Raw genomic sequence first — 25874 nt, 5'->3', positions numbered from 1 at the left:
GATTCATCTGTAAACATTGAAGCCATGAAATTTACAAAGCACTTACTATTCTTATTTTTTGCGCTATTGAGCGTTTCTATTGTCAGTTGTGATAGAGAGGATGAGGACGATGAATATCCTAATGATCAGGCTGACCAAACCAAGAGTTCTGGCCTAGTTGCCAGGTACTCAGTATCTGGAAATACCCTCTCCCTAATCGAAAGTGGTCCGGCAGCTAGTGGTTTTTATAACCAAACAAGGCAAAACGAATTCTGGAACTTCTTTACCAATCTAATCCCTTCGGATGCCCGTCAGGTAATGAAAGAACTCGAGCTGTTTGCAGATCCTGATGATGGAACTGCGGCATACGTATCCCCAATTAATGATAATGATTTGAGTCTTTGGATAATGGGGCATAACCTCGATTTTATCTGGGATGATAATAACCAGTTTGTTCCTGGCGAGAGCGCTTATACATCTATACATGAAATTGCTCACCTGCTCACTTTAGATAATAATCAGGTAAATGTTGGCAATAGTGGCTGTAGCAGTTTTCATACGGGTGAGGGCTGTAGTAACACAGATTCTTATATCAATCAGTTCTATAATCAGTTTTGGGCGGATATCTATGGAGAACTTCAAAGTATTGATCAACAGGATTTTGGAGCCCTATTCGCGTTTTACAATAAGTATCAAGACAGGTTTGTTACTGAATATGCCGCAACAAATCCGGGAGAAGATATAGCTGAATCATTTGCGACCTATGTCTTGGCCGATGCGCCATCTGAGAAAGATATTGTCAATCGGAAAATGAGCTTTTTTGACGGCTTTCCTGAACTAGTCAACTTGAAAGCTAGAATTAAGGGAAATATCAATTTCACAATAAGCCTACCTGGTATCAGAGGTGAGCGATCAAAAAGATTTATGGCCAGAGTTGGCTCAGGAATATAGTAGTGCGTTCTTTTGGTTGAATGAAAAAGCGAGCTTGTACGGAGCTCGCTTTTACTATTTTAAACTACTAGGTTAACAATCTTTTTAGGCACAACGATCACTTTTTTAGGCGTTTTGCCTTCAAGCCATTTCTGTACGTTTTCATTCGCCAAAGCAGCGGCTTCTATCTCATCTTTACCCAAATCAGCACCTAATTGAATCTTAGCACGCATCTTACCATTGACCATCACTGGGTACTCAATAGAGTCTTCTACTAAGTAAGCTGGATCAAAGGTTGGATAATCGGCATTGATGATGCTCTCTTCATGTCCAAGCAAGGACCAAAGCTCTTCGGTAATGTGAGGAGCGTAAGGAGAAATGATCACGATCAGGTCTTTGAGAATGCTTTCGTTATTGCATTTCAAAGCCGACAACTCATTCACACAGATCATAAAAGTACTGACCGAAGTATTGAAGGAATAACGTTCAATATCTTCTTGTGCCTTTTTGATGGCCTTGTGCAATGACTTTAACTCATCTTTAGAAGGCTCGGCATCTGATAGGTTCAAATTGCCTTGCTCATCGTGGAAAAGTCGCCAGAGCTTACGTAAGAACTTATTGACACCATCAATGCCATTGGTGTTCCAAGGCTTGAATTGTTCCAAAGGACCCAAGAACATCTCGTATAGCCTTAAGGTGTCAGCTCCGTATCGCTCAATGATCTCGTCAGGGTTAACGACATTGTATTTGGATTTAGACATCTTCTCGACTTCCCAGCCACAGATGTATTTTCCATCCTCTAGAATGAATTCGGCATCAGCTAAATCTGGTCTCCATTTTTTGAAGCCTTCGGTGTCCAATACATCATTTCGACAAAGGCTTACGTCTACATGAATAGCTGTAGTCTCGTATTCTTTTCTCAATCCGAAAGACACGAATTTATTCTCTCCTTTGACTCGGTAGACAAAATTCGATCGCCCTTGGATCATTCCCTGGTTGATCAACTTTTTGAAGGGCTCTTCTTGATTGACAAAGCCCAAATCGAACAAAATCTTATTCCAGAATCGTGAGTAGAGGAGGTGACCCGTAGCATGTTCTGATCCACCAATGTATAGGTCTACATTTTCCCAGTACTCTTGTACTTCTTTGTCAATTAATGCGTCTTCATTGTGTGCATCCATATATCGATACCAATACCAACTAGATCCTGCCCAGCCTGGCATTGTACTTAGTTCTAGTGGATATGATTTATCATCACCCTTAGGTGAGTAAGTAAAGTTCTCTGCTCTGCCCAATGGTGGATCACCATCTTCGGTAGGTAAGTACTTGTCAATTTCTGGTAGGATAACGGGCAGGTCTTTCTCGTTTACCAAGTATGGAGTATCATCTTTGAAGTAAACAGGTACAGGTTCTCCCCAATAGCGCTGACGTGCGAAGATAGCATCTCTAATACGGTAATTGATCTTCCCTTTACCTACACCTTTTTCCTCAGCGAATTCGATCGCTTTTGAGATCGCGTCTTTGCAAGAAAGGCCATCCAAAAATCCAGAATTGATCATCACGCCATCTTTGGTGGCGTCAGCTTTCTCACTGATGTCAGCGCCTTTGATCACGGGAACGATCGGTAAGTCAAAGTGCTTGGCGAAGTCATAATCTCTTTGGTCACCGCAAGGTACAGCCATCACGGCACCAGTTCCATAGCCGGCCAATACATAATCAGCTACCCAAATCGGCACCTTTTCTCCATTGAATGGGTTGGTCGCGTAGCTTCCGGTAAAAACACCCGAAATGGACTTGACATCTGTCATGCGATCACGTTCAGACCTATTGGAGGCTTGCTCAACATATTGTTCAACAGCTTCCTTCTGCTCTGGAGTAGTCAAGGCCTTTGTTAAATCGCTTTCGGGGGCTAATGACAAGAATGTCACTCCGAAAATTGTATCGATTCTGGTCGTGAAGACTTCTATCTCGATATCCGAGTTTTCTACCTGAAACCTTAATTCTGCACCAATGGACTTTCCAATCCAATTGCGCTGCATTTCTTTCAAGGGCTCTGACCAATCAATGGTTTCCAGGCCTTGAAGCAATCTTTCGGCATAAGCAGTAATGCGCATGCTCCATTGTTTCATGTTCTTTCTAACTACAGGAAAACCACCTCTTTCGGAGAAGCCATCTTTCACTTCGTCATTTGACAAAACGGTTCCCAACTCTGGACACCAGTTTACTGCCGTTTCTGAGAGGTAAGTCAGCCTATATTTAAGCAACATATATTGTTGCTCTTGTTCAGTCCAATTATTCCATTTGTCTGCAGAGAATTCCCGGATATCGTCATCACAAGCTGCGTTGATTCCAGCATTGCCAGACGTTGAGAATCTTTCTATTAATGTGTCAATGTGCTCTGCTTTAGAGGTGTCGTGGTTGTACCAGCTGTTAAAGATTTGCATGAAGATCCACTGTGTCCACTTGTAATAAGATGGATCGCAAGTCTGTACTTCTTTGTCCCAGTCAAAAGCAAAACCAATATTCTTCAGTTGCTCTTTGTAGCGAGCAATATTTTCTTTGGTAGTAATTGCAGGATGCTGCCCCGTTTGAATAGCATATTGCTCAGCAGGGAGGCCAAAAGCATCAAAGCCCATTGGGTGCAATACATTGAAACCTTGGTTTCTTTTGAAGCGAGAAACAATATCACTGGCAATGTAGCCCAACGGATGCCCCACATGTAAACCAGCTCCTGATGGATATGGGAACATATCCAGTGCGTAGAACTTAGGTTTTGAGGTGTCCTTGTTTGCTTTAAAAGTCTCTTTTGCCGTCCAATATGCCTGCCACTTAGGCTCTATTTCACGATGATTGTATTCAGCCATTACCGCTTAACCGATTTTCTTGTTTAAAGTCTGCAAAAATAGTGTTTTTAGTGCCTTTAGAAATGATTTTTGGTAATTATCATCTGATTTACTGCCAAGCGATTATCTTTGGCAGATTAACAAGTATCTATGTTCGGACTGTTTAAAAAGAAACCCAAGGAAAAGCCACTTCCCAAATTACTTGACTTAAATAACAACCCAATAGTGGAGGGAGCTGTTGTAAAGTCACTTCGTTATGAACTGGGAGAATGTACCGTAGAACTTGAAGGACAAGAATATTTCTATGTCTCTAAGAAATCAGGCGAGCGTGTGAGTTATACCCGAATGGTAGATGCCATTACCGAAAACCAAAAGGTGATGCTGGTCACTGAGGCTGATAAGTAGGTCTATTCAATTCTTCCGACTGAGAATTACTCAGTTTAATTAAACTGACCAAAATGCCAGAGTATTCCAGAAGGGTCATGCAGGAAGCACTCTTTACCCCAGCTTTCAACCCTTATTGGAGTGAGTTTAACTTTCTCGTACTTCTCATCAAGTCCTAATTCAGTGAGTTCTTTCCAATATCTGTCGACATCGTCCACCTCCAAAAAGAGCATGGTATTGTCTACCCAGTCCCGGACATAGGCTTTTTGTAAATAGAAGGCGAGGGTATCAGTAACACGGAAAAGCGACATGTTATGGGCTATTACCGATTCTTCGAACCCTAACTCCTTATAAAAGGCTCTTGATTCGTCAAAATTCTTTGCTCCAATAAAGGCTCTGATGGACTTAGCAACGTGTTTCATGGGCTTTGTTTACTCTGCAAGTAAAGGGTTTGGTTTGTAAAATGACCTTGATTGAAATCAAGAAATAGGCTCGCTTCTGGTCTAACGGTTATTGCTTAGCTGAATATGTGAGATATAGGCTAGTTGTTCTTTAAGATGGTACTGACTATTCTATCAGAATTACTTTGAAGCGTAGCTATGGTTTCTTCACCTTCATAATTAAGGTAGTATGCCATCCATATTAGTCGTTCTTGTATTACCATTCCATTCATGGTCATGGCTAAGGAATAAGGTTCTTGTCCTTCAGGCTGGTATTTTGTTATCATCACATAGGTGAAAGAGTTCTCACTAGTATAGTATGACTTAATAACTATTGGCACTCCAATTTCGATTCCCTGGCTTATTTTGTCTACCTCTTTTTCCATTGTGTCCCAGTTTTTTGTGAAAAAGTTATCTGATAAGACAGCATACATCTCTTTGAGAGATTCTTTATTCGCCTTATAATTCATCAACTGTTTTGTTCCGTATATCTTGAAGTAATCATCGAACTCAAATTGCCCGAGTTCATTTGCCCTTTGATAGGTTTCGTCATTTAGGTAGAAACCAAGTACTGTGTTTGCTGGTACTTCAGTTCCGTCAGCAAGTTCTTTTACTAAGGGGATCGAATAGGCTTCTTGATATCCTTCGATCTTAGCTAGGCATAAATTGACATCTCCAAACTTGGTGTGCCTATCACAATTATTTTCTTGGCATTGGGCAAATATTGTGTTGGCAAATAGCAAAAACGTGGTCAGGAGGAGCTTCAGTTGGGTCATGGGTTCAAGGTAATTTTTAATTCGAATTTCTATGGCAATTGGGGTAGTTGATCCTATAAAGATCATTTAGTTAAAAGTAATATATTATTTCATGGCCTCATGATCAATGAGACCTGTGGATGTATGCTTCATTGTCATGTTTACAAAAAATAACACTTACTTCATGAGCTTTTTGCCCTCAATTGCGTTACCTATTTGAAAAGCACATCAACATGAAAAAACTATCTATACTCTTCTCCTTTGTTTTACTGTTTAGTTGTTCTGCAGAAGCTCAACTTCTGAAAAAGGCCAAAGGTCTTCTGGGTGGAAAGGGTGGATTTACAAAAGAGGAGGCTGCCGATGCCCTAAAAGAGGCTTTTATTCAAGGCACAGGGAAAGGAGTAGATCTGCTTTCTCAATTAGATGGTTACTATGGTAATCCAGAGATCAAGATACCAATACCACCTGATGCTAAGAATGTTGAGAGTAAGTTGAGAGCGATTGGGTTAGGAAATGAGGTAGATAAGGCCATTGAGTCCTTAAACCGTGCAGCTGAGGATGCGGCTGTTGAAGCTAAAGACATCTTTGTAGCAGCGATTAAGGGCCTAACCATAAACGATGCGCTTAACATAGTAAGTGGTAAGCAAGATGCCGGTACTCAGTTTTTAAAAGGTCAAACCACTGATGACTTAACCTCTAAATTCAGTCCTATTATCAAATCTTCATTGGACAAGGTAAACGCCACTAAGTATTGGAGTGATGTTATGACTAAGTACAACAAATTACCTTTGGTCAGGAAAGTGGAAACAGATTTGACAGCCTATGTTACTCAACAAGCAATTGATGGGCTGTTTGTGATGATTGCTAAGGAAGAGCTTAACATTAGACAGAATCCGGCAGCGAGAACTTCTGAACTATTGAAGAAGGTATTTAAATAAGAATCTAGGAACTAGAAAAAAGGCCTTTCCTATTGATTGGGAAAGGCCTTTTTTGTCCTACTTATTAGGCTGAGGGGTAGTCCTCAAATATGGCTTAATCACCTTATGTCCTTTCGGAAATCTTTCAGGGATGTCTTCTGTAGGAATAGACGGTGCGACTACAACATCTTCACCATCTTGCCAATCAGCTGGTGTTGCAACACTGTAGTTTGCTGTCAATTGCAATGAATCGATCACTCTCAATAATTCATCAAAGTTTCTACCGGTAGAAGCAGGGTAAGTAAGTGTCAACTTTACCTTCTTATCTGGTCCAATGATAAATACCGACCTAACAGTTAAAGTATTATCTGCATTTGGATGAATCATGTCATACAGGTTTGCAACGTTTCTGTCGGCATCTGCAATAATCGGAAAGTTCACAGTAGTGTTTTGTGTCTCATTAATGTCATTGATCCACCCTTTATGAGAAGCTAACCCGTCTACAGATACTGCTAATACTTTTACATTTTTTGCGGCAAAGCGATCTTTCAATTGTGCTGTTCTACCCAATTCAGTAGTGCATACGGGTGTATAATCAGCAGGGTGTGAGAATAGCATTCCCCAGTCATCACCAAGCCACTCGTGAAAATTGATGGTGCCCTCTGTAGTCTCGGCCTTAAAGTCCGGAGCTATATCACCTAGTCTAATACTCATAGTGTTTTGTTTATGGTTTAAATATGAACTGATAACGATCCAAATTTTTTAATGGTTCGGCTATTCAGGTCTAAAAAGAAGATACTTGGAATTATTTTTTAAATGGCTCGTGGCAATGACGAAAGTCTCTTTCAGTTTCTAGCTGCCTGAGAAGATCGCTTGGAACCTAATTTATAAGCGAAAGAGAAACCAATTAAAGATATACCACCTTCTCCCACAGGTTCGCCACTTGTCACTACGTTTAATTCATATCCGAACGCAGCAATCAAGCCTAGCTTCATCTTGTCGTTTAGTAGAAAGTCATAACCAATACCAGCGGTAGGCTGTACTACACTGATATCCGTATTGCCAGATATGGAAGGCTGGTCATCTCTCCAGTCAATGTCGAGAAACCACATACTTGCTCTTCCTTCAATGAACCAACCTGAAAGACCCGTTTTGAAATATCGTTTGTAGGCCAATGTAAACCCTGGTCCACCACCTTCTTCATTGTCATGTTTCCCGAAGTCTTTTCTCTTGGCCATATTATACCCAAGTTTCCCCATGAGCACTGATCTAGTAGAAATTTTCCATGCAGACCTAAGGTTCACAATAGTGCCTGCAGGGTAACGCTGAACCCCAATGCCTACCGTCTCTAAACCTCTTGACCTTACAGTTTGAGCAAATGCTAGTGTGGACATAAAAATACATGCCAGAATGATCAGTGGTCTTCTCATATGGCTAGATGAAGGTGAAATTATAATTGGCTATGAAGTTCCAAAGAACGACTACTGCAATGGCGATCAGCTTTGCCCAATAGAAATTCATGTCCTTCTTGTTGATCAATAGATAGATGATGAAAGTGTTAATGCCAAGTCCAATGAGAGCGAAACTCAAGTATTTGGAGTATTGGATCAATTCATCAGGATTCTGATCATTGAAAGTCCAGAACTTATTGAAAAAGAAATTCGAGGTGGCCGCACAGAGAAAACCGACTCCATTCGCTACGTACTTATTGACCTTTAAGCGTTCTTTACCCAAAAAAGTAATGCCATAGTCAATGGCCATACCGGAAAGACCGACAAGGCAAAACCGAAAAAATTTAAAGCCTAATTCAAGCATTAGATGCGTTCGCGAATAAATGGTGTTGTGCAAATATGCTGAACTATTTTGATTTCTTGAAAAGCCTTACTTTTGTGTCCTTACTGAAACACAAAAATGTCCCTCAATCAGCAATCAACCAACCATCAATCCAACAAGCTCTTTTATACTTTTTTAGCAGTCTGGTTTGTTATCGGCTTAATCCAAAATTATTTCACAGAGGTTAATGGAGAGGAGGCCTACTACTGGTTATTCTCACAATACCTAGATTGGGGTTATCTAGATCACCCGCCCATGGTTGGTGTAGTGACAGCACCTGGCTATTGGCTTATGCCAAATCCACTAGGGTTGAGGTTAGGGGTGCTCATCATTAACATACTCACTATGTTGGTGGTGTGGAAGACCACTGAAAAGCGAGATACGAAACTTCTGATATGGATTTTTGTCGCAATGCTTTCCGTGCATGTTGGTTCCTATATGGTAAAGACGGATGTGCCTTTAATACTCGGTGTGGCACTATTCTACTACTTCTATAAGCAGTATTTGAAAGAGGATAGTTTGAAGACTGTGGCCTTTTTGGCCCTGTCCATTGCCTTGATTTTGATGAGTAAACATCATGGAATTTTGGTGGTGTTCTTTACAGTACTATCCAATGTGAAATTACTCACCAGAAAGACTTTCTGGATGACCGTTGTGTTTACGGTTCTGCTGATGCTGCCTCATACTTATTGGCAGTATATGAACGATTTTGCGACTATAAAATTCCACCTGTACAACCGAATCGATATGGGCTTTAGTTGGGAAAATATAGCCTACTATCTCGGAGTTCAGCCTCTAGTCTTTGGTCCGCTGGTGGGTGTGTCTCTGCTGGCTGCTAGTTATAAAAACAAGACAGGTTCTGATTTCAATAGGGCTTTGAAGTTTACAATTGTCGGTGTGTTGATCTTCTTCTTAGTATCGACTTTCAAAGTGGAGTTTCATAAGCATTGGACAAGTGTGTTGTCTGTTCCTTTCATGTTATTGGGGCATGAATATATTAGTAAGAATGAAGGTTGGAAGAAGTTATTGATCAGACTTTCAATTGTGTCTATTATCATTGTCATTCCAGCCCGTATTTACTTAGCGTATGATTTCTTTCCTAAAAAATGGACTGAAGGTTGGGATGTGCTCCACAATTGGGACACTTGGGCTAATGAGATTCAAGAATTGAGCGGAGGCTTGCCCATCATGTTCAATAACCACTATGAGAGATCTTCACGCTATGCCTACTTGACTAAGGATATTGTCCACTGCTATAATACATTCGACTATAGAGAGACACATCACGATTTACTTCCCCTAGAAGAGAACCTTCAGGGTAAGACAGTATTCCAAATCAACAGGTTTAGAGATACAATTAATTATGATGACTATTTCACTGAAATAAGGAAAGGGATTCACTATAGGACCATTGAGAATTTTAGAAGCTATCGTAATGTTTGGATCGAAATTGAGGATGGTGAGAAGCACTATGATTTCAAATCTGGTGAGCAAGTCGATTTAAACCTGATATTGATTAATAAATACAAGCGAGAGGTCAATTTTGCCGATGCTGGCGACCGACAAGTAGTATTGAATGTTCATTATCTCAAAGGGTTAAAGCCCGTTGGAAAGCAGCAGCTTACCGTACTTACAGGAAAGATGCAGGAAGGGCAGGAGCAAACCCACAGTGTGAGCTTGATGATCCCAGATCTCGAAGGTGATTTTGATATTCGTTTTTCTATTCAAGTTGGAGAAATAGAGCCTCCAATTAATAGTCGTAAGGTAAAAGTTACTATAGACTAAAACCTGTCCTTTATTTGAGAGATGGATTTAGGTTTGCCTTCTCTATCAAATCGCTGAGCGAGTTGGTACTCAGTCAATCCCATCACCACAAACATGCTGAGTGTTACAGCACCTAAGACTACATAAATTGAAATCATGGCATCTAGGACAAAATAGGCAAATATTTGAAGTGTTATAGTGACAATTGATGTCCACATCATCAAATTACCAGCATATTCGTTAGAAAAGTCCCAGGCCTCTTGACTCTTCATTGATCGCTTGGTACGATAGCCCATCATACCGTTGGGTTTCTCAGGTCTGACTAGCTTTCCGAGTGTTCCGATTAATATGGATGAAAAAGCCAGTATAGAATGCACCATTATTAATTCTGAATTTGACATGTCACTCCTCGTTTTTTCTGTTTTTCTTAAGCCTTCCTGTTTCTTTCAGAGCCTTATTTACGATCCATTCCATTTGCCCATTGGTACTACGAAACTCATCTGCAGCCCATTTTTCGACTGCAGATAAGAGTTCTGGATCAAGGCGTAGTACAAATGGTTTTTTCTTGGCCATACTAATATTTGTCCTTAGCTAAGACCAGGTGAGCTCCTTGACTCATGTTGGTAATTACTCGCCAACCTTGGGCGGATAACTCGTTCAGTCTTTTTTCGAATTTCTCGACCCCTTCAAAAGGGCCTTTGGTTATAAGCTTGTATTGCATGATTCTAATGATTTAAAGTGCCTGCATTTACAATAGGTGAGGCAGACTTGTCTGAACATAAAACGACCATCAAGTTACTAACCATTGCCGCTTTTTTCTCCTCATCAAGATCAACAATCTCTTTCTTGTTTAATTCTTCAAGTGCACTTTCAACCATGCCCACAGCGCCTTCTACTATTTTGAAACGGGCGGCAACAATGGCTGTTGCTTGCTGACGCTGTAGCATAGCACTAGCGATTTCTTCGGCATAGGCTAGGTAACCAATACGAGCTTCTATCACTTTGATACCGGCTATCGCTAATCGTTCGGTCAACTCTTCTTCCAAATCATGATTGACCTCTTCCATTCCCGACCTAAGGGTTATTTCAGAGTCATCCTCAAAATTGTCATAAGCAAAAGTATTGGCAAGCTTTCTAACAGCAGCATCTGACTGCACTCGAACAAAGTGCTCATAGTCATTTACATCAAAAGCAGCTTTGAATGTATCTTCTACCTGCCAAACGAGAATAACACTGATCATGATTGGGTTACCTAATTTGTCGTTTACCTTGACACGCTCACTGTCAAAGTTGTGGGCTCTTAGTGATACCTTCTTTTTGACATAGAAAGGGTTTACCCAGTAGAAGCCATTTTGCTTGACCGAACCCTTATAATTACCAAAAAAGATCATGACCCTTGATCTGTTCGGTTGAATGACGAAAAATCCAGGCAGAAGAATGAAAAACAACAAAAACAGCAAGCCGTATTCGCCATTCCGTGTCATTGCTAAACCGGTAATGGTACCAGCGAATATTAAAAGAACTAATGCAAGCATGCCAAATCCTGACATTGGCTTAAAGGATGTTTCGTGTTTCTGCATAATTAGAAATTTATAATGATATTAAAATGATATCATATCAAATATACGCTGATCTTCTGAAAAGGTTTTATGGTCATTGCTTTCTTTATAGTTTTTAAGACTAATGTTACCTTCGGGCATGATTGAAAATATCACCCGCCCAACACTCCTGTTAGACCTTAAAAAGATGGAGTCGAATATTGATTCAATGATTGAAAAGGCCGATCGGTTGAATGTCAAACTCGTACCTCACTTTAAGACGCATCAGTCCAAAGAAGTTGCTCAATACTTTAGAAAAAAGGGTTTAAGATCAATTACTGTTTCTTCGGTGCTGATGGCAGAATACTTTGTGAAGCATGGCTGGCAAGATATTACAGTAGCCTTTCCTTTTAATAGACTGGAGGTAGGAGTAATCAACGGTTTCATTAGTCAAGGGGTAAATGTGAAGCTTTTGATTACAGATGTGGATACGGTGTCCTTTTTGGGTAAAGAGCTAGTGGGGGCAGTCGATTTGTTTATTGAGCTAGATGCCGGCTACCATCGGTCAGGGGTCAATACTAACCATATAGATGAAATCAGGGCAATTGCTAGTGAAATGGCAAAGTCAGATAATACCAAGTTTTACGGATTATACTGTCACCCTGGGAATACCTATCATGAAGACTCAATTGATCGCATTAAGTCACTTTGGAGAGATGCTATTGAGAAAGTCAATGAAGTGCGACTCAACCTGACAGATTTAGGTAAGGATGTTGTAATCCGGATGGGGGATACGCCAGGCTGTGCTGTGGTGGAGGACATGAAAGGTGTGGATGAGATTGGTCCGGGCAATTTTGTGTTCTACGATTTGGTGATGAATTACCTCAATGTCTGCGATGAATCTAATATAGCCGTGGCTGTAGCTTGCCCCATTGTAGCAAAAAACGATGAGAGAAAAGAGATTGTAATTCATGGTGGTGCAGTGCATTTCTCCAAAGACCACTTGTTTGATGAAAGCGAGCAAAAGTTTTTCGGTGAGATGGTAATTCTTCAAGAAGACGGTTGGTCAAACATAGTTCCAGGAGCCAAACTCGTTTCTATTTCTCAAGAACATGGAATTTTAAGTGTATCGGATCGGCTTTTTGATACGCTCAAGGTAGGTGATGTGATTGGTATACTCCCCATTCATTCTTGTCTGACAGCCAATTTGATGAACGAGTACGTCACTTTGTCTGGGCAGAAATTCGAACATATGTAAGTGCTTTCATTTCTCTGTTAACTTTTTCCTATACGTGTCGTCCTTGCACAAAAGGAAGGTGATATGTGTCTCCTTATTATTGAAGTTGATCCTTGTTATTCTTGAGAAATCTGATTTAGACTTACTAATTTTTTCTGGAACCTGCAACATTCCAATGGTACTTCTAATCTAATGAACCATCGAACTGTGTTTTCGATCATTTACCGATCGATAGCGATGGTTTACCGATATAGCTTTTTAATAAGGTGATACTTCTAACAGTTTTGTAACACAACGGTCAAACTCAAAAACAATGATTAAAAACTATCTAAAGGTTGCGTTCAGAAACCTTCTGCGTAACAAATTCTATTCAATCTTGAACATTAGCGGCTTAGCAATTGGTATTGCCTGCTGCTTATTGATTGTCTTGTTTGTAACTGACGAACTTAGTTATGACAGATATTATGACAACTCAGAAAACACCTATCGACTGACAATGGCAGGGGCCTTAAATGGCTCAGCATTCGATTTAGCCGTGGTGGGTGATGTAGTTGGTAAAACATTGGTGGAAGATTTTCCTGAAGTGATCGAATATGTCCGCTTCAGACAAAATGGCTCTCCATTCATCCGGTCGGGAGAGAATATTTTTAAAGAAGAAAAGTACGTTTGGGCTGATCAGTCAGTCATCGACATCTTTGATCTTGTTATCGTTAGTGGCGACCCTAGCACTGCCTTGTCAGCTCCTAAATCTTTAATGATGAGCGAAACGGCTGCCAAAAAGTACTTTGGTGATCAGGAAGCAATAGGACAACAGGTAGAATTCGGACAGGCGAAGGATTATCGTGTTACCGCAGTTTACAAAGATATACCTTCAAATACACACTTCGATTTTGATGTGATTGGCTCACTATTGACGCTTGACGAGTCACGCCAGAATATGTGGATGAATATGAACTTCCAGACGTATGTGGTATTGACTCCAGGTGCCGATTTGGCTAAAATGGCTGCACAGTTCCCAGATATGCTTAAAAAGTATATTGGTCCTGAAGTAAAGAAGTTCTTAAATATAGAATGGGAAGAGATGGAACAGGCTGGGTCTTCTTTAGCTTTTGCCTTACAGCCTGTGGTTGATATTCACTTGACATCGGATTTACAGGGAGAACTAGACGCCAATAGTGACAAGAGCTATGTTTATATTTTCTCGGCTATTGCATTCTTCATTCTCCTAATCGCTTGTATCAACTTTATGAATCTAGCTACCGCGCGATCGGCACACAGGGCTAAGGAAGTTGGTGTAAGAAAGGTTTTAGGCTCTGTTAAGTCACAGTTGATTTATCAGTTCTTGGCTGAATCTATTTTGATCAGTTTTATTTCATTCGTACTAGCAGTTGGAATTGCTTACCTCGCACTGCCATTCTTTAACGATCTTTCAGCAAAGCAATTGGTTATCCCTTTTGAAAATCCACTTTTCTTGGGTTCTATATTCGCAGGTGTTTTATTAGTTGGCTTTTTGGCGGGAAGTTATCCAGCCTTTTTCCTATCTGCTTTCAAGCCAGTTACGGTTTTAAAGGGCTCTTTAAGTAATGGGATGAAGAGCGGTGCTTTGAGAAGTGTGCTTGTTGTTATTCAGTTTTGTACTTCTATCTTTTTAGTAATTGGTACACTGGTAATTCTTAATCAACTAGAGTTCATTCAGAATAAGAATTTAGGGTTTGATAGAGATCAGGTTTTGATTGTTAATGATGCTTATTTGGCGCGAGGTAATACGGCAGCACTAAAGACTAAGATAGAGTCATTTCCTGAGGTCAAATCAGCTTCTTTGAGCGGCTTTTTGCCTACTCCTTCAAATAATAATATGAACCTCTATTTCAATGGTGTAGTACCAAGTGAGGGTACTCAGGTTATTATGAGCAGTTGGACTGTGGACTATGAGTATTTAGAAACTCTTGGAATCGATTTAATCGAAGGTCGAAACTTCTCTAGAGACTTTGCAACGGATTCTACCGCTATCATTATAAATGAAGCTGCTTTGAAAGAACTTGAAATAGAAGGAGATCCACTAGGTAAGATCATTGGAACCTTCGTAAGTAACGAGGGCGATATACAAGGATTTACCATTGTGGGAATAGTCAAAGACTTCCACTACCAAACTCTTAAATCTAAAATAGGGCCCTTAGCACTGCAATTGGGTAATAGCACTGGACTTTTGAACCTCAAGGTTAATACTCGCGATTATGCTGGTCTGCTCGGTAAACTCGAGTCGAGTTGGATGGAGCTGGCTCCAAATCAACCTTTCGAGACATCATTTCTGGATGACAGGTTTAATAGAATGTATGACGCGGAACAAAGACTTGGAAAAATCTTCGGTGTTTTTGCTACGCTGACCATAGTAGTGGCTTGTCTAGGGTTATTCGGTTTAGCTGCTTATACAGCTGAAAATAGAATTAAAGAAGTGGGCATTCGAAAAGTGCTTGGAGCAAGTGTTGGGCAAATAGTATTCTTGCTATCACGAGACATGGGCAAGCTGGTTCTTATTGCCTTTATATTTGGAGCACCGTTGGCATGGTATGCTATGAACAATTGGTTGCAGGGGTTTGAATATAGAACCTCTATTGGCTGGACAATATTCGCAATGACCGCTCTCGGTTCATTATTTATCGCATTGATTACAATGAGTTATCAATCTTTAAAAGCTGCTGTGAGCAACCCAGTGAAGTCACTAAGGACAGAATAAGGTTAATTGAACAAAGTCGAAAAGAGCGATTCTTAAAAGGGTTGCTCTTTTTTATTTTAAGTGGCAGACGAATTTTGCATTAAAATTGTTAGAATAGTGTTTTGACCTACTAAATGAAATCATTCTTTAAGTTACCTGTCCTTATATGGATATTTATTACACTGCTAGTTTATGCCAGTGTCCTTATATCTCCATTGACTTTCCGGTATTCGGGGGTGGTCTCTTTTGGTATACCTTTCATTATCCTGCTTAACTCAATTTTTTTGATTCTGGCAATCATCTTTAAATCTAAACTAGGTTGGGTTCCTTTTTTGCTGCTCATCTGTGGCTGGCCATTTGTAAACATTGCAGTGTCGCTAGTGGGTAATGATGATTTGAATCAACCTGGGATAAAAATCCTTAGTTATAATGTTAAGTGGTTTGTAGATGCTAGAGAGAACAATTTCAGTGAGGTTATGGATTGGATTGAAGAGGTTGATGCTGATATATTGTGCTTTCAAGAGTTTAGCCCTACTAAGGGAATAGCAAAGGGGATTCTTGATAAAGGTTACCGTCTTTCAATGGATGAGAGGCAATTCAATAATGCCATTTTTTCAAGATACCCAATTATTAATGACGGCCTCATTCTAGAATCTAATTCCATTAATAATATTCGATTTGCTGATCTAGTAATTAAGGAAGATACGATTAGGGTTTATGGAGTGCACTTGCAATCTATGGGGATTGACCCCAATAAGATTCAGGATAAGGAGGGGATTCAGAGCGAGTATGATGACGTCAAATCAAAGTTCCTCTTCTCTAGTACTTCAAGGACTGAACAAATTAAAGTCTTGCTACAGCACATTGAAGAAACCAACTATCCAGTAGTTATAGCAGGTGACTTTAATGATGTCCCATTCAGCTATAATTATTTTCAATTTAGAAGACGTTTCGCCAATTCTTTTGAGGAAAAGGGGAGGGGTTTGGGGGTGACTTTCAATCGAAATATTCCATATCTACGCATTGACAATCAATTTTTTTCTAAAGAATTCAAGATCAAAGCTTTCAAGACCTTCGATGATATTTATTATTCTGATCATTTTCCGCTAATAGGTATTTATGAGTTAAGTGATTAACTTGGTGCTTTGAATGGGTTTTTTATGGCTGGGAATAACAGTAAACTTACTAGATCAGGTGCGGATAAAGTGGTGGCAGGTGTGTGTGGTGGCTTGGCAGAGTGGCTTGGCTGGGATGTTACCTTGGTAAGGCTCATTTATGTGTTAATTTCAATTTTTAGTGCCGGCTTTCCTGGATTTATTGTTTACGTAATCCTTTGGGTTATTATGCCGGCAGAGTAATGGACACCTTACAAATCTGCAATTAGAACTAAACCAAATGAAACGATTTTTACTCGCGTGCTTAGTCTGTTTGACTATAGCAGCGGTGCCTTCATGTGACTTAAAGTACTTTGAAAGCACCGAATTCGGAGACATAGTTTTCGATCCATCTCTCGCAATTCCGGTTGGAACTATTACTTACACTGTTGCTGAACTCTTTGAAGAGTTGAACGATGGAGGAGCTGTAATAGCACCGAACGGTGAAGATGTTGTTACTCTAACTTACACTGAGACCTTACAGTCCCAGAGTGCTTCAGGCTTCCTAACTGTATTGGATCAAAGTTTTGGATCTAGTCTAGTTTCGGGAACTGACCTTTCAAACCCTCCAGTGGAAACAACGATCTCCATCTCAGAGCTTTATGAGTTTGATTTAACTCAAACTGCTGATGAAGATTATGACAGCATAATTTTTAACGCGGGAAGTTTTGATTTCAATGCGAGTTCCAACATCGGTGCCGATGTGGACTTCACAGCGACATTTATATCGCTTGAAAATGCTACTGGACCGATCGTGATCACGGGTAGTCTACCTTCAGGTGGGGCCAATTTTGTACAATCAGAGTCTCTGGTTAATGGTAAGGGACTATTTCATTTAGATGATCAGGGTAATCCGGCATCTAGTAAATTCTTAGTCAGAATAGCATATAATATCACTGTTGGACCAACCAACAGCATTACGGCTGATCAACAAGTGTCATTTACCATAGGTATCAATAATACTTCATTTCAAACCGTATATGGAAATGTTGGTAACCAATCGCTGACTGTAGGGCAACAGGACATTAGCCTCGATTTCTTTAGCACATTTGATTCGGGAGATATCACATTTGCTGATCCGACAGTAAGGTTCATCTTCGATAACAGTTTCGGTTTTCCTTTAGGTATCGATTTTCAACAGATAACGGCTGTGAGTGGGACAGGTACAAATATTCCGTTGCAAGGTACCGTTGTTGACAATCTTCAGGTAGTCAATGCTCCGAGTGTCAGTCAACAGGGACAAGTTGTGAGAACAGAAATAGAGGTCACTGCGAATAATTCGAATATTGATGCCTTACTTTCCTCAAAACCGACTCGTTTTTTGGTTGATGTAGGTGCTGAATCAAACCCTGCTACAGCACCAGCCTCGTATAATTTCATTGATGATTCGAACTTGCTAGATGTATCGGTTGAGATTGAAATTCCTCTAGAATTAAACATTAACGGGCTGATCGCAGAAGAGGTAGTAGACTTTAGCAATGGGGATGACCTAGCGGAAGCGAAGAGATTGTTGTTTAGGGTAATTGCAGAGAATGAGTTGCCACTAGGCGGACTTGTCGAATTGCAATTTAGAGATGGATCAGGCGCTGTTATCTACACCGTGGATGAACGACCGGCATTTACAGCTGCTGCTGTCGGTGTGGACGGTCGAACCAATGAGGTTGCCATGTCAACGGTTGATATTCTTATTCCTGAAGAAGGTATTAGAATCATCGAGAATGCTGCAAGTATTAATGTAGTCGCCACCCTGACTACTACGGATGCACAGAATGCAACAGCCGTAAAGTTTTTCAATGATTATGAATTGCGTTTCAAACTAGCAGTTCAAGCAGATGTAGAAGTAAACTCAAACGGTAACTAAGATGAAGAAACTGTTAACTATCGCGCTATTAGTTTTGGGTTTTACAAGTGCTAATGCCCAAGGCTATTTGTCTTTCTACCAGTTGAGAGACATCGTACCTCAGACATCAGGAATTCAACCTGCTTTTATTCCTGACAACTCATTGACCATAAGTATGCCAGCAATGAATTTTGGTGTTATGCTACAAGGGGATTTAGAGTTACAACAGTTGCTCTCAAGGCCTGCTGGCCAGACGGATTTGACTGTTGATTTTGACCTTTTACATGAAGCCGCTCAGGAAGAGAACTTTCTAAATCTTGATGTGACAGTTAACTTGTTTCATCTGGGAATAAAAACGAAGCATGGAGCCTTCTCGCTTTTCGCAAATGCCAGAGCAACGTTTGACTTCGCTTATGGACAAGGATTAACAGATTTTCTCGCCAACGGTAACGCAAATTCCATTGGTGAGACTATTGATTTCTCGGACACACAGATTAGGGCAGAAGCATACCAAGAAATTGGTATTGGATACGCCAGGAAGTTCCTAGGAGAACGATTGACTGTTGGAGCAAGAGCTAAACTTGTAACTGGTATTTTTCATGCCTCCTTGGCTGATGGAGCAAGTGGGACTTTGACCACTGCGGCAGATGATTTTTCTTGGCAAATTGCAATCCAAAATGGTACTGCTAATACCGCTGGTTTGGATCTCCTTTTCAATTCCGATGACTATGCTGATGATGCGCTCACTACCTATGCACTCAATAATGAGAATAAGACGGTGGCATTCGACTTTGGTGCCAAATTTAAGCCTTTAAAATGGCTGGAAGTTGAGGCTTCTGTCAATGATATTGGTTCAATTGATTGGAAGGAGCAAGTCAGGAATTATAACACAGCAGATACGGTTGCAACTTTCTCTGGTCTTGATCTTGAGGGGCTTCAAGATTCGGGTGAAGTTTTCAAGGATAGCCTTGAAAATAAGTTTCGCTCTAATGAAACCAGATCGGCTTTTTCAACTAGCCTGCCAACTAGAGTTTATTTAACTGCCTCAGCGTATTTGACAGAAAGAGACAGGTTTTCGTTAACCTATTTTCAATCTAGTGCACTTAATAACTTGCCTGCCAACTATGCCTTGGCTTTTAATCACAGGTTCGACAAGTTTGTGATAGGTGTTTTAGGAACTCATAGAAGATCGAATAACGAGACTAATATCGGTGCCAATCTAGGTACGAATATTGGTCCTCTTCAACTCTACATGGCCCTAGATAATGTGCTGGTTCTGAATAAGCCAGAACAATATTCTAAGGCTGATTTCAGGTTTGGTTTGAACCTAATGTTCGGATATAAAAAGTGGAGAAAGAAGTCTGAGGTAGCTAACCTTGACGAACTCTAATTCGCTTTTCGATGCCCATTATAATAATGGGTAGTAGGGTCAAATCGAGTACTAGTGCAATTATCGCAGTGATTACAATAAAAAAGCCCAGATAATAGGGAGAAGATAGTCCTGACGAAAGAAATAAGGCAAAGCCAGCACATAAGATTATGCTTGTAATTAGTATACTCTTTCCAGTGCTGGCTATGCTGTTTTTAAGGGCCCAGGTGACTGTACTAAACCTCTCTCTCTCCAGGTAATAACGGGCTAACAAATGAATACTGTCATCAACTGCCACTCCAAAGGCAACAGTAAATATGATTGCCGTTGATATGTTGAGCTCAATTTGAAAGTAACCCATCAATCCAAAGAGTATTAGGATGGGTAGCAAATTTGGTATCAAAGAGTAAAGGACTATTCTCCAGCTTCTAAAGAATATCAAAAGGAAGACTGATACACTGGCTACAGCCAGACTTAAGCCTTTTATAAGAGATTGCGAAATGTATGTGTCCGTTTTGTCAATTAGGTAAGAAGTACCCGTGAGTCGAGCTGTTAAGACCTCTGAATCGACAATCTCTGTCAAGAAATCTTGGAGTGATTTGTTTAGAATTCTTGCTTGTGCACTTCCTATATCTGTTGATCTTCCAACTATTCTTAAGAAGCCTTTCTTATCACTTTCAAAAACAGATTTTAGTGACTTTAGTTTAGGAGAATTATACAAGCGTTTGACTTTAGATAAGTCCTTTGAACTAGGTAATATATAGTGACTTTGTGCTGCACCATAAAGTCCTGAATTTAAGGACTTAATGAGGGTTAAAGGTGACTCAATCTGATCTACACCATACATCTGACTAGCATATTGTTCGATAGACTCAAGTGTTTCCAAAACTCGCAGGTCGAACAAGTCATGGGCTCCATTTAACTGAATGCCAATTTCAAATGGCTTAAACCCGTCATAATTCTTGTCAAAGTATTTGACTTCTTTCAACTCTGGTTCATCTTTTTGAAAACCAACGATAATGGATGTGTTGAGTTCTAATTCCCTAATTCCGAAGATTAGTAGAATACTCAAGATTGTTATCGACCAAATTACTTTTTGACGATTTCTCAATATGAACAAAAACCATAGGTCCAAAATCCTTTTCCAAGAAGTTTTAACCTTAACTCTCGTTTCTACCGGCTGAGGAAAAAAATAAAGTATGGCGGGTAGCAACAAGAAGGTGACGAAGAACGCAAACATTACTCCTACGGCCGTATATAGTCCAAAGTCTTGGATGGGGCGGATAGGAATCACATATAGGCTTATAAAGCCAATAGCGGTAGTGATAGAAGTAAGGCATGTGGCTTTACCTATAAAGACGATAGTGGATTTAAGAGATCGGGCTTTTGAGATTTTGGAGCGTATATATTGATCGTACTTGTGTACAAAATGAATGACATCTGATAGAGCTACGATTAGAAGAATAGGTGGAATAATGACGGTCAAGACATCTATTGACTTTCCTGTCAGAGAAATAAAACCCATTGTCCAGATTACACTAATCATTATTGTGAGCAGTGGGATCACTACCCCCTTCAAAGACTTGAATAATAAGAGTAATACAAGGGTGACGAATACCAGCCCAAGAAGAAGCAACTGCAATAGCTCTCCCTCTAACTTCTTAGTAAAATCATGTTGCATTTGAATTTTTCCAGATACCAAGTAATCACCTTGATGCATTGAAGTCAGATATTTCCTGAGTGCGATCAAAAAGGCGTCAGACTGTTTATTGTTGTCAAATGCCTCATGCCTCAAAACGAACATCATAGAATGGTCGTCCCTTCCGAAAAACTTCCCATCTAAACCATTCCTGACTATAGACTGTTGATCAATGTCTTTACGAGGGTCGATTAATTTGATAGTATTGATGCCCAGCGGTGTTATTTGGACTTTCTGTTGATCAAATGCGCTTTGGATATCAATGACTTCTGACCAAGTCTCAAGTGATCTAATCGTTTGATCTACTGTTTTTAAAAAGATAGATTTTGTAGGGTCATCAGTCGTTAGTACAACGAAGAGAAAGTCATTGAACTCTCCAAATTCCTCACTTAAAGATTGATAGTAGGATAGATCCTCATCACCTTTAGGAAAGAAGCTATCGAAGTCATAGTCAAATTGAAGCTTGGGTATTTGAAGTCCAAGAAAAGCAGTGACCAGTGTTAAAATGAACAATCGGGTTAGAGACCTTCGCTTGGTTAGTGTTGCAAAGTTTTCGATCCATTTTGATGTACGAAAAACTTGGGATGAACGCTTCCCATTCGTGACATTTTGATTTAATTTGTTCATTGATTCAAATCTAAAAAATCGAAGACATTATGAAGCAGTATCACGACTTAATGAGTCATATTCTTGAAAATGGTGTAGAGAAGGGCGACAGGACAGGTACTGGTACGAAAAGTGTGTTTGGTTATCAAATGAGATTCAATTTGTCAGAGGGATTTCCCGTGATAACGACAAAAAAACTGCATCTAAAATCAATAATACATGAGTTGCTATGGTTTCTCCAGGGAGATACTAACATCAAGTATTTAAAGGATAATGGTGTAAGAATTTGGGATGAATGGGCAGATGACAAGGGTAACTTGGGGCCAGTTTATGGTTATCAATGGCGCAACTGGCCTGATGGTAATGGTGGTACTATTGATCAGATTACAAGATTAATTGACCAGATAAAGAATAATCCGAATAGTAGGCGATTGATTGTTAGTGCATGGAATGTTGCGGATGTGGATAATATGGCGCTTCCACCTTGTCATACGTTTTTTCAGTTTTATGTTGCAAACGGAAAACTGAGCTGTCAATTATATCAAAGAAGTGCTGATGTATTTTTGGGAGTTCCATTTAATATTGCATCATACTCGTTGCTCGTTTTGATGGTTGCTCAGGTTTGTGGTTTAGAGCCTGGTGAGTTTGTGCACACTTTCGGTGATGCTCATCTTTATTCTAACCATTTTGAGCAAGCCGAACTTCAGTTAACACGTGAATTCAGACCGCTGCCTACAATGAAGATGAATCCTGATGTAAAGGATATCTTTGATTTTAAGTTCGAAGATTTCGAATTAGTAGGTTACGACCCTCATCCACATATTAAGGCTGCTGTAGCTGTTTAATAATGGGGTCTAGAAGTTCCTCTGGGCTTCCGTAGGTAAGGGTATCAATTGTTTTAAAGTACTTAATTCCAGAAGCGTTAGTAGAGAATACTGAATCGGCATTTACCAGTGTCTCTTTGGTTTCAGAAACTTCCTGAAATTTAATATGACTTTTCAGGAATAGCTCTATCAAGGCATTCCTCATTATCCCTTCAATACATCCGCAGGATAGGCTTGGTGTAAAAACTGAATCTCCTTTTATCCAAAAGAGATTGGCAATGTGTGTTTCGGAAAGGTGCCCGTGAACGTCAGTCAGTATGATTTCACCTAGCTGCCGAGTATTTTTTTCTAAGCCTGCCAAGACATATATCAGGGCATTAGTGGTCTTAGCAAAAGAAATCGGAGAGTAATGGGTATGTATCTTTTTTGAGAACCCAGTTTTCTCTATATCCTCAAATATTGGTGCCTTGACAGGCTTTATCTCTATAAAAAAAGATGAATTTGAGAGTTCAGGAGTATATAGTCCTCCTGTGTCTCTCCATAGGACCACTTTAGTTCTGATATCACCGTATATGCCATTCAAGTCTTGTAGCTCTTTAACCATTTTGGTAAAAGAATCAAGCTCCAATGAGAGTGGAAAATCTATTCCTAGGACCTTGCATCCTCTTTTAAGTCTGAGCAAGTGTTTTTCAACTAAGTTAATTCTCTTAGCACCTGTAACAATTGTTTCGAAGAGCCCGTCTCCATAACAAAATGACCGATTGCTGGTTTTGATCAGGTAATCGGAAGTTTCAATAATTCGAGAGTTAAATATCGCTTTCATGGAGGGTATTAACCTTTCAAACATAATAGAAATTTGGCAACGACTTATTTCTCTAATATTGAAAACTTAATTTCGCATTCATAATGGCAGACCAGAGTAGTGTTTTTGATATGATAGGACCAGTAATGATCGGTCCTTCAAGTTCGCATACAGCTGGTGTTGTTAGAATTGGTCGTGTGGCAAGAAAGATTTTAGGTAAGCAACCTGAAGAAGCAAACATCACATTTTACAATTCTTTCGCCAGAACCTACGAAGGGCACGGAAGTGATAGGGCTATTATTGCAGGATTGCTTGATTTTCTGACTGATGATGCCAGAATTAAAACAGCCTTTGATGAGGCTGAAACTGCGAATTTCAATTTCAAATTTCGATCAGTTGGCAATGCATCAACTATGCACCCAAACACGGTTAGGGTTGTTGCTCAAGCTGGGGATAGAAAGATTGAGGTGGTAGGAGAAAGCCGCGGTGGAGGCGTGATTAAGATTACAGAGGTGAATGGTTTTAATGTTGGCTTCAATGCTGGCCTTACTACTATGATACTTTTGGCGAATGATAGAAAAGGAGCCATAGCATTTATCGCCACAGTACTGGCAAATGACGAGTGTAATATTGCTTCTATGTCAGTCAACAGGAAGGGTAAAAATGATAAGGCGTGTCACGTGATAGAGATGGACTCTAAACCACCGACCGTCACCGTAGATTATTTAAAACATTTGGATTGGATTAGAGAGGTCATATTTATTCCAGACATCGATTTTTAAAAATTAAACATGAAATTCAGACAAAAACTCTATTTCGGCCTGGTGCTCCTTTTTATGGGGAATCTGGCCTTCGGTCAAGACTCAAAAACAGAATGGACACTCGAAGAGTGTGTTAGCTATGCTTGGGAAAATAACTTGACCATTAGGAATAATCAACTTACACAGCTTCAGAATGAAATTGCGGTTAAACAATCCAAGTTTGCCCGTCTCCCAAATTTGAGTGCAGGCGGAAGTGTCGGTAAGTCATTTGGTAGAACAATTGACCCAGTATCCAACTCTTTCTTAAGTCAGGACATCCTGACCAGTGGATTGTCGGCAAGTTCAAACGTCACCTTGTATCAAGGAGGAATTCTCCTTAATACAATTAAGCAGAATGAATTGAACCTTCAAGCAAGCGAGTTCGATTTGCAAAAAGCTAAAAATGATATCGGCCTGACTGTGGCTACCAATTTTTTGAACGTACTGCTCAATAGAGAGCAATTGGAAAATGCAAAATTCCAATTAGAGGTTACAAAGAATCAGCTCGAAAGAACAAAGAAACTTGTCGCTGCCGGATCGCTTCCTTTGACTAACGAATTGGACCTAGAATCTCAAAATGCTTCTAATGAGGTCCAAGTAGTTAATGCCGAAAACAATCTGAATCTAGCTATGCTTAACTTGAAGCAGTCTATGCAGATGCCTGCCGATGAGACATTGAATATCGTTGCACCTGAATTGGCAGTTGATGATGTTGCAATGTCTTTAGAAACTCCATCAAATGTATATGAAGTAGCTGTTGAAAATCAGCCCGAGGTTAAAAGCGCAGATTTAGGTATCAAGAGTAATGATCTAGCCGAAAAAATTGCTCGTGGAGCTTTCCTGCCTTCATTGAGTGTAAGCGGTAGTATATCTACTAACTATTCAGATAGAGCTCGCCAATTACAGGGGAGTCAATTAGTGAACATTCCGGCTCGAGACATAGGCTTCGTTCAGGGCACAGGGGATAGAGTGTTTGTTGATGCATCTCAAGAAACGGTTCCTGTCTTTAGTGACTCCTACAGTACTATTGATCAATTCAACGACAACCTGGGACAGTCAGTCAGAGTAAACCTCAGTGTACCAATTTTCAGTAGACTTTCTAACACATCCAACTTGCAGCGTGCTAAGATTAATAAGCAACGTGCGGAGATTACAGCACAAAACGTAAAGAATCAATTAAGGCAATCCATTGAAACTGCTTATAACAATGCATTGGCAAGCCTTAAGTCTTATGAAGCTACTGGTAAAAGAGTGACTGCATTAGAAGAGTCTTTCAGGGCAACAGAGCAACGATATAACGTTGGCGATGTAAACTTTGTAGACTATCAGGTAGCGAGTAACAACTTATTTGCGGCTAGAACTGACTTAGTTCGTGCCAAGTACGAATACATTTTTAGAGTAAAGATTTTAGATTTTTATTTAGGTAACCCAATTACATTAGATTAAG

The 25874-nt window shown here is 40.0% G+C and carries 25 protein-coding genes; 13 read left to right on the top strand and 12 right to left on the bottom strand.

What is annotated here, in order from left to right; genetic code table 11:
- Window positions 1-24 precede the first annotated feature (24 nt).
- Window positions 25-930, top strand: coding sequence for a hypothetical protein (locus J4E76_RS08285; RefSeq protein WP_208503028.1), 906 nt, complete (start codon window positions 25-27; stop codon window positions 928-930).
- A gap of 59 nt (window positions 931-989) precedes the next feature.
- Here J4E76_RS08285 and leuS read toward each other — a convergent pair whose 3' ends face one another.
- Window positions 990-3773, bottom strand: coding sequence for a leucine--tRNA ligase (gene leuS / locus J4E76_RS08280; protein WP_208503026.1), 2784 nt, complete (start codon window positions 3771-3773; stop codon window positions 990-992).
- A 129-nt stretch (window positions 3774-3902) separates the two neighbouring features.
- On the opposite strand from leuS, the gene J4E76_RS08275 reads away from it, so the two are divergent.
- A complete protein-coding gene (locus J4E76_RS08275) occupies window positions 3903-4157 on the top strand; it encodes a hypothetical protein (RefSeq protein ID WP_208503024.1) in 255 nt (84 codons plus the stop codon).
- A 35-nt stretch (window positions 4158-4192) separates the two neighbouring features.
- On the opposite strand, the gene J4E76_RS08270 is transcribed toward J4E76_RS08275, so the two are convergent.
- Window positions 4193-4558 carry a VOC family protein gene (locus tag J4E76_RS08270; RefSeq protein ID WP_208503023.1) on the bottom strand — a complete coding sequence of 122 codons (366 nt, stop codon included), beginning with the start codon at window positions 4556-4558 and terminating at the stop codon, window positions 4193-4195.
- A 119-nt stretch (window positions 4559-4677) separates the two neighbouring features.
- A complete protein-coding gene (locus tag J4E76_RS08265; protein WP_208503022.1) occupies window positions 4678-5352 on the bottom strand; it encodes a hypothetical protein in 675 nt (224 codons plus the stop codon).
- Between the two features lie 212 nt (window positions 5353-5564).
- Here J4E76_RS08265 and J4E76_RS08260 point away from each other — a divergent pair, with 212 nt between their 5' ends.
- Window positions 5565-6269, top strand: coding sequence for a DUF4197 domain-containing protein (locus J4E76_RS08260; protein ID WP_208503020.1), 705 nt, complete (start codon window positions 5565-5567; stop codon window positions 6267-6269).
- Window positions 6270-6326: 57 nt separating this feature from the next.
- On the opposite strand, the gene J4E76_RS08255 is transcribed toward J4E76_RS08260, so the two are convergent.
- The 3 genes from J4E76_RS08255 to J4E76_RS08245 form a co-directional block, all read right to left on the bottom strand.
- On the bottom strand, window positions 6327-6962 hold the full coding sequence (locus J4E76_RS08255; RefSeq protein ID WP_208503018.1) for a peroxiredoxin: 636 nt from the start codon (window positions 6960-6962) through the stop codon (window positions 6327-6329).
- 131 nt (window positions 6963-7093) lie between these two features.
- The gene (locus J4E76_RS08250) at window positions 7094-7678 is read right to left on the bottom strand and encodes a hypothetical protein (RefSeq protein ID WP_208503016.1); all 585 of its coding nucleotides are present in this window, start codon (window positions 7676-7678) and stop codon (window positions 7094-7096) included.
- Between the two features lie 4 nt (window positions 7679-7682).
- The gene (locus J4E76_RS08245; protein ID WP_208503014.1) at window positions 7683-8063 is read right to left on the bottom strand and encodes a GtrA family protein; all 381 of its coding nucleotides are present in this window, start codon (window positions 8061-8063) and stop codon (window positions 7683-7685) included.
- A 96-nt stretch (window positions 8064-8159) separates the two neighbouring features.
- On the opposite strand from J4E76_RS08245, the gene J4E76_RS08240 reads away from it, so the two are divergent.
- Window positions 8160-9866, top strand: coding sequence for a glycosyltransferase family 39 protein (locus tag J4E76_RS08240; RefSeq protein WP_208503012.1), 1707 nt, complete (start codon window positions 8160-8162; stop codon window positions 9864-9866).
- Here the strand turns inward: J4E76_RS08240 and J4E76_RS08235 are convergent.
- Genes J4E76_RS08235 through J4E76_RS08220 form a run of 4 tightly spaced genes read right to left on the bottom strand, consistent with a single transcriptional unit; the run spans window position 9863 to window position 11425 of the window.
- Window positions 9863-10246 carry an SdpI family protein gene (locus tag J4E76_RS08235; protein WP_208503011.1) on the bottom strand — a complete coding sequence of 128 codons (384 nt, stop codon included), beginning with the start codon at window positions 10244-10246 and terminating at the stop codon, window positions 9863-9865. The genes J4E76_RS08240 and J4E76_RS08235 overlap by 4 nt on opposite strands.
- 1 nt (window position 10247) lies before the next feature.
- Complete coding sequence (locus J4E76_RS08230) at window positions 10248-10418, bottom strand: Arc family DNA-binding protein (protein ID WP_208503009.1); 171 nt, start codon at window positions 10416-10418, stop codon at window positions 10248-10250.
- 1 nt (window position 10419) lies between these two features.
- Window positions 10420-10566, bottom strand: coding sequence for a hypothetical protein (locus J4E76_RS08225; protein WP_208503007.1), 147 nt, complete (start codon window positions 10564-10566; stop codon window positions 10420-10422).
- Window positions 10567-10570: 4 nt separating this feature from the next.
- Entirely contained in the window at window positions 10571-11425 is an 855-nt protein-coding gene (locus tag J4E76_RS08220; RefSeq protein ID WP_208503005.1) for an SPFH domain-containing protein, read from the bottom strand.
- A gap of 118 nt (window positions 11426-11543) precedes the next feature.
- Between J4E76_RS08220 and J4E76_RS08215 the strand changes: the two genes are divergently transcribed.
- The 6 genes from J4E76_RS08215 to J4E76_RS08190 all read left to right on the top strand — a co-directional run bounded on the left by J4E76_RS08215 (window position 11544) and on the right by J4E76_RS08190 (window position 19717).
- Window positions 11544-12641 carry an alanine racemase gene (locus tag J4E76_RS08215; RefSeq protein WP_208503002.1) on the top strand — a complete coding sequence of 366 codons (1098 nt, stop codon included), beginning with the start codon at window positions 11544-11546 and terminating at the stop codon, window positions 12639-12641.
- A gap of 292 nt (window positions 12642-12933) precedes the next feature.
- Window positions 12934-15354 carry an ABC transporter permease gene (locus tag J4E76_RS08210; RefSeq protein WP_208503001.1) on the top strand — a complete coding sequence of 807 codons (2421 nt, stop codon included), beginning with the start codon at window positions 12934-12936 and terminating at the stop codon, window positions 15352-15354.
- Between the two features lie 113 nt (window positions 15355-15467).
- Window positions 15468-16469 (top strand): endonuclease/exonuclease/phosphatase family protein, encoded by a 1002-nt coding sequence (locus J4E76_RS08205; RefSeq protein ID WP_208502999.1) that lies wholly within the window; start codon window positions 15468-15470, stop codon window positions 16467-16469.
- A gap of 24 nt (window positions 16470-16493) precedes the next feature.
- Window positions 16494-16691: a PspC domain-containing protein gene (locus J4E76_RS08200; RefSeq protein WP_208502997.1), complete on the top strand. Its 198-nt coding sequence runs from the start codon at window positions 16494-16496 to the stop codon at window positions 16689-16691.
- A gap of 37 nt (window positions 16692-16728) precedes the next feature.
- Window positions 16729-18348, top strand: coding sequence for a hypothetical protein (locus J4E76_RS08195; RefSeq protein ID WP_208502996.1), 1620 nt, complete (start codon window positions 16729-16731; stop codon window positions 18346-18348).
- A gap of 1 nt (window position 18349) precedes the next feature.
- Entirely contained in the window at window positions 18350-19717 is a 1368-nt protein-coding gene (locus J4E76_RS08190; RefSeq protein WP_208502994.1) for a DUF5723 family protein, read from the top strand.
- Here the strand turns inward: J4E76_RS08190 and J4E76_RS08185 are convergent.
- On the bottom strand, window positions 19698-22022 hold the full coding sequence (locus J4E76_RS08185) for an RND family transporter (RefSeq protein WP_208502992.1): 2325 nt from the start codon (window positions 22020-22022) through the stop codon (window positions 19698-19700). The genes J4E76_RS08190 and J4E76_RS08185 overlap by 20 nt on opposite strands.
- Window positions 22023-22051: 29 nt before the next feature.
- Here J4E76_RS08185 and J4E76_RS08180 point away from each other — a divergent pair, with 29 nt between their 5' ends.
- Entirely contained in the window at window positions 22052-22846 is a 795-nt protein-coding gene (locus J4E76_RS08180) for a thymidylate synthase (RefSeq protein ID WP_208502990.1), read from the top strand.
- On the opposite strand, the gene J4E76_RS08175 is transcribed toward J4E76_RS08180, so the two are convergent.
- Window positions 22824-23648 carry an aminotransferase class IV gene (locus tag J4E76_RS08175; protein ID WP_208502988.1) on the bottom strand — a complete coding sequence of 275 codons (825 nt, stop codon included), beginning with the start codon at window positions 23646-23648 and terminating at the stop codon, window positions 22824-22826. The genes J4E76_RS08180 and J4E76_RS08175 overlap by 23 nt on opposite strands.
- 83 nt (window positions 23649-23731) lie before the next feature.
- Here J4E76_RS08175 and sdaAB point away from each other — a divergent pair, with 83 nt between their 5' ends.
- Window positions 23732-24409: an L-serine ammonia-lyase, iron-sulfur-dependent subunit beta gene (gene sdaAB, locus J4E76_RS08170; RefSeq protein ID WP_208502987.1), complete on the top strand. Its 678-nt coding sequence runs from the start codon at window positions 23732-23734 to the stop codon at window positions 24407-24409.
- A gap of 9 nt (window positions 24410-24418) precedes the next feature.
- Entirely contained in the window at window positions 24419-25873 is a 1455-nt protein-coding gene (locus J4E76_RS08165) for a TolC family protein (protein ID WP_208502985.1), read from the top strand.
- The last annotated feature ends 1 nt before the right edge of the window (window position 25874 follow it).

This window comes from Roseivirga sp. E12 (genome assembly GCF_017592825.1).
Lineage (GTDB): Bacteria > Bacteroidota > Bacteroidia > Cytophagales > Cyclobacteriaceae > Roseivirga.
The sequence above is the reverse complement of the archived record's forward strand: the minus strand, read 5'-3'. Positions and strand labels throughout refer to the sequence as shown.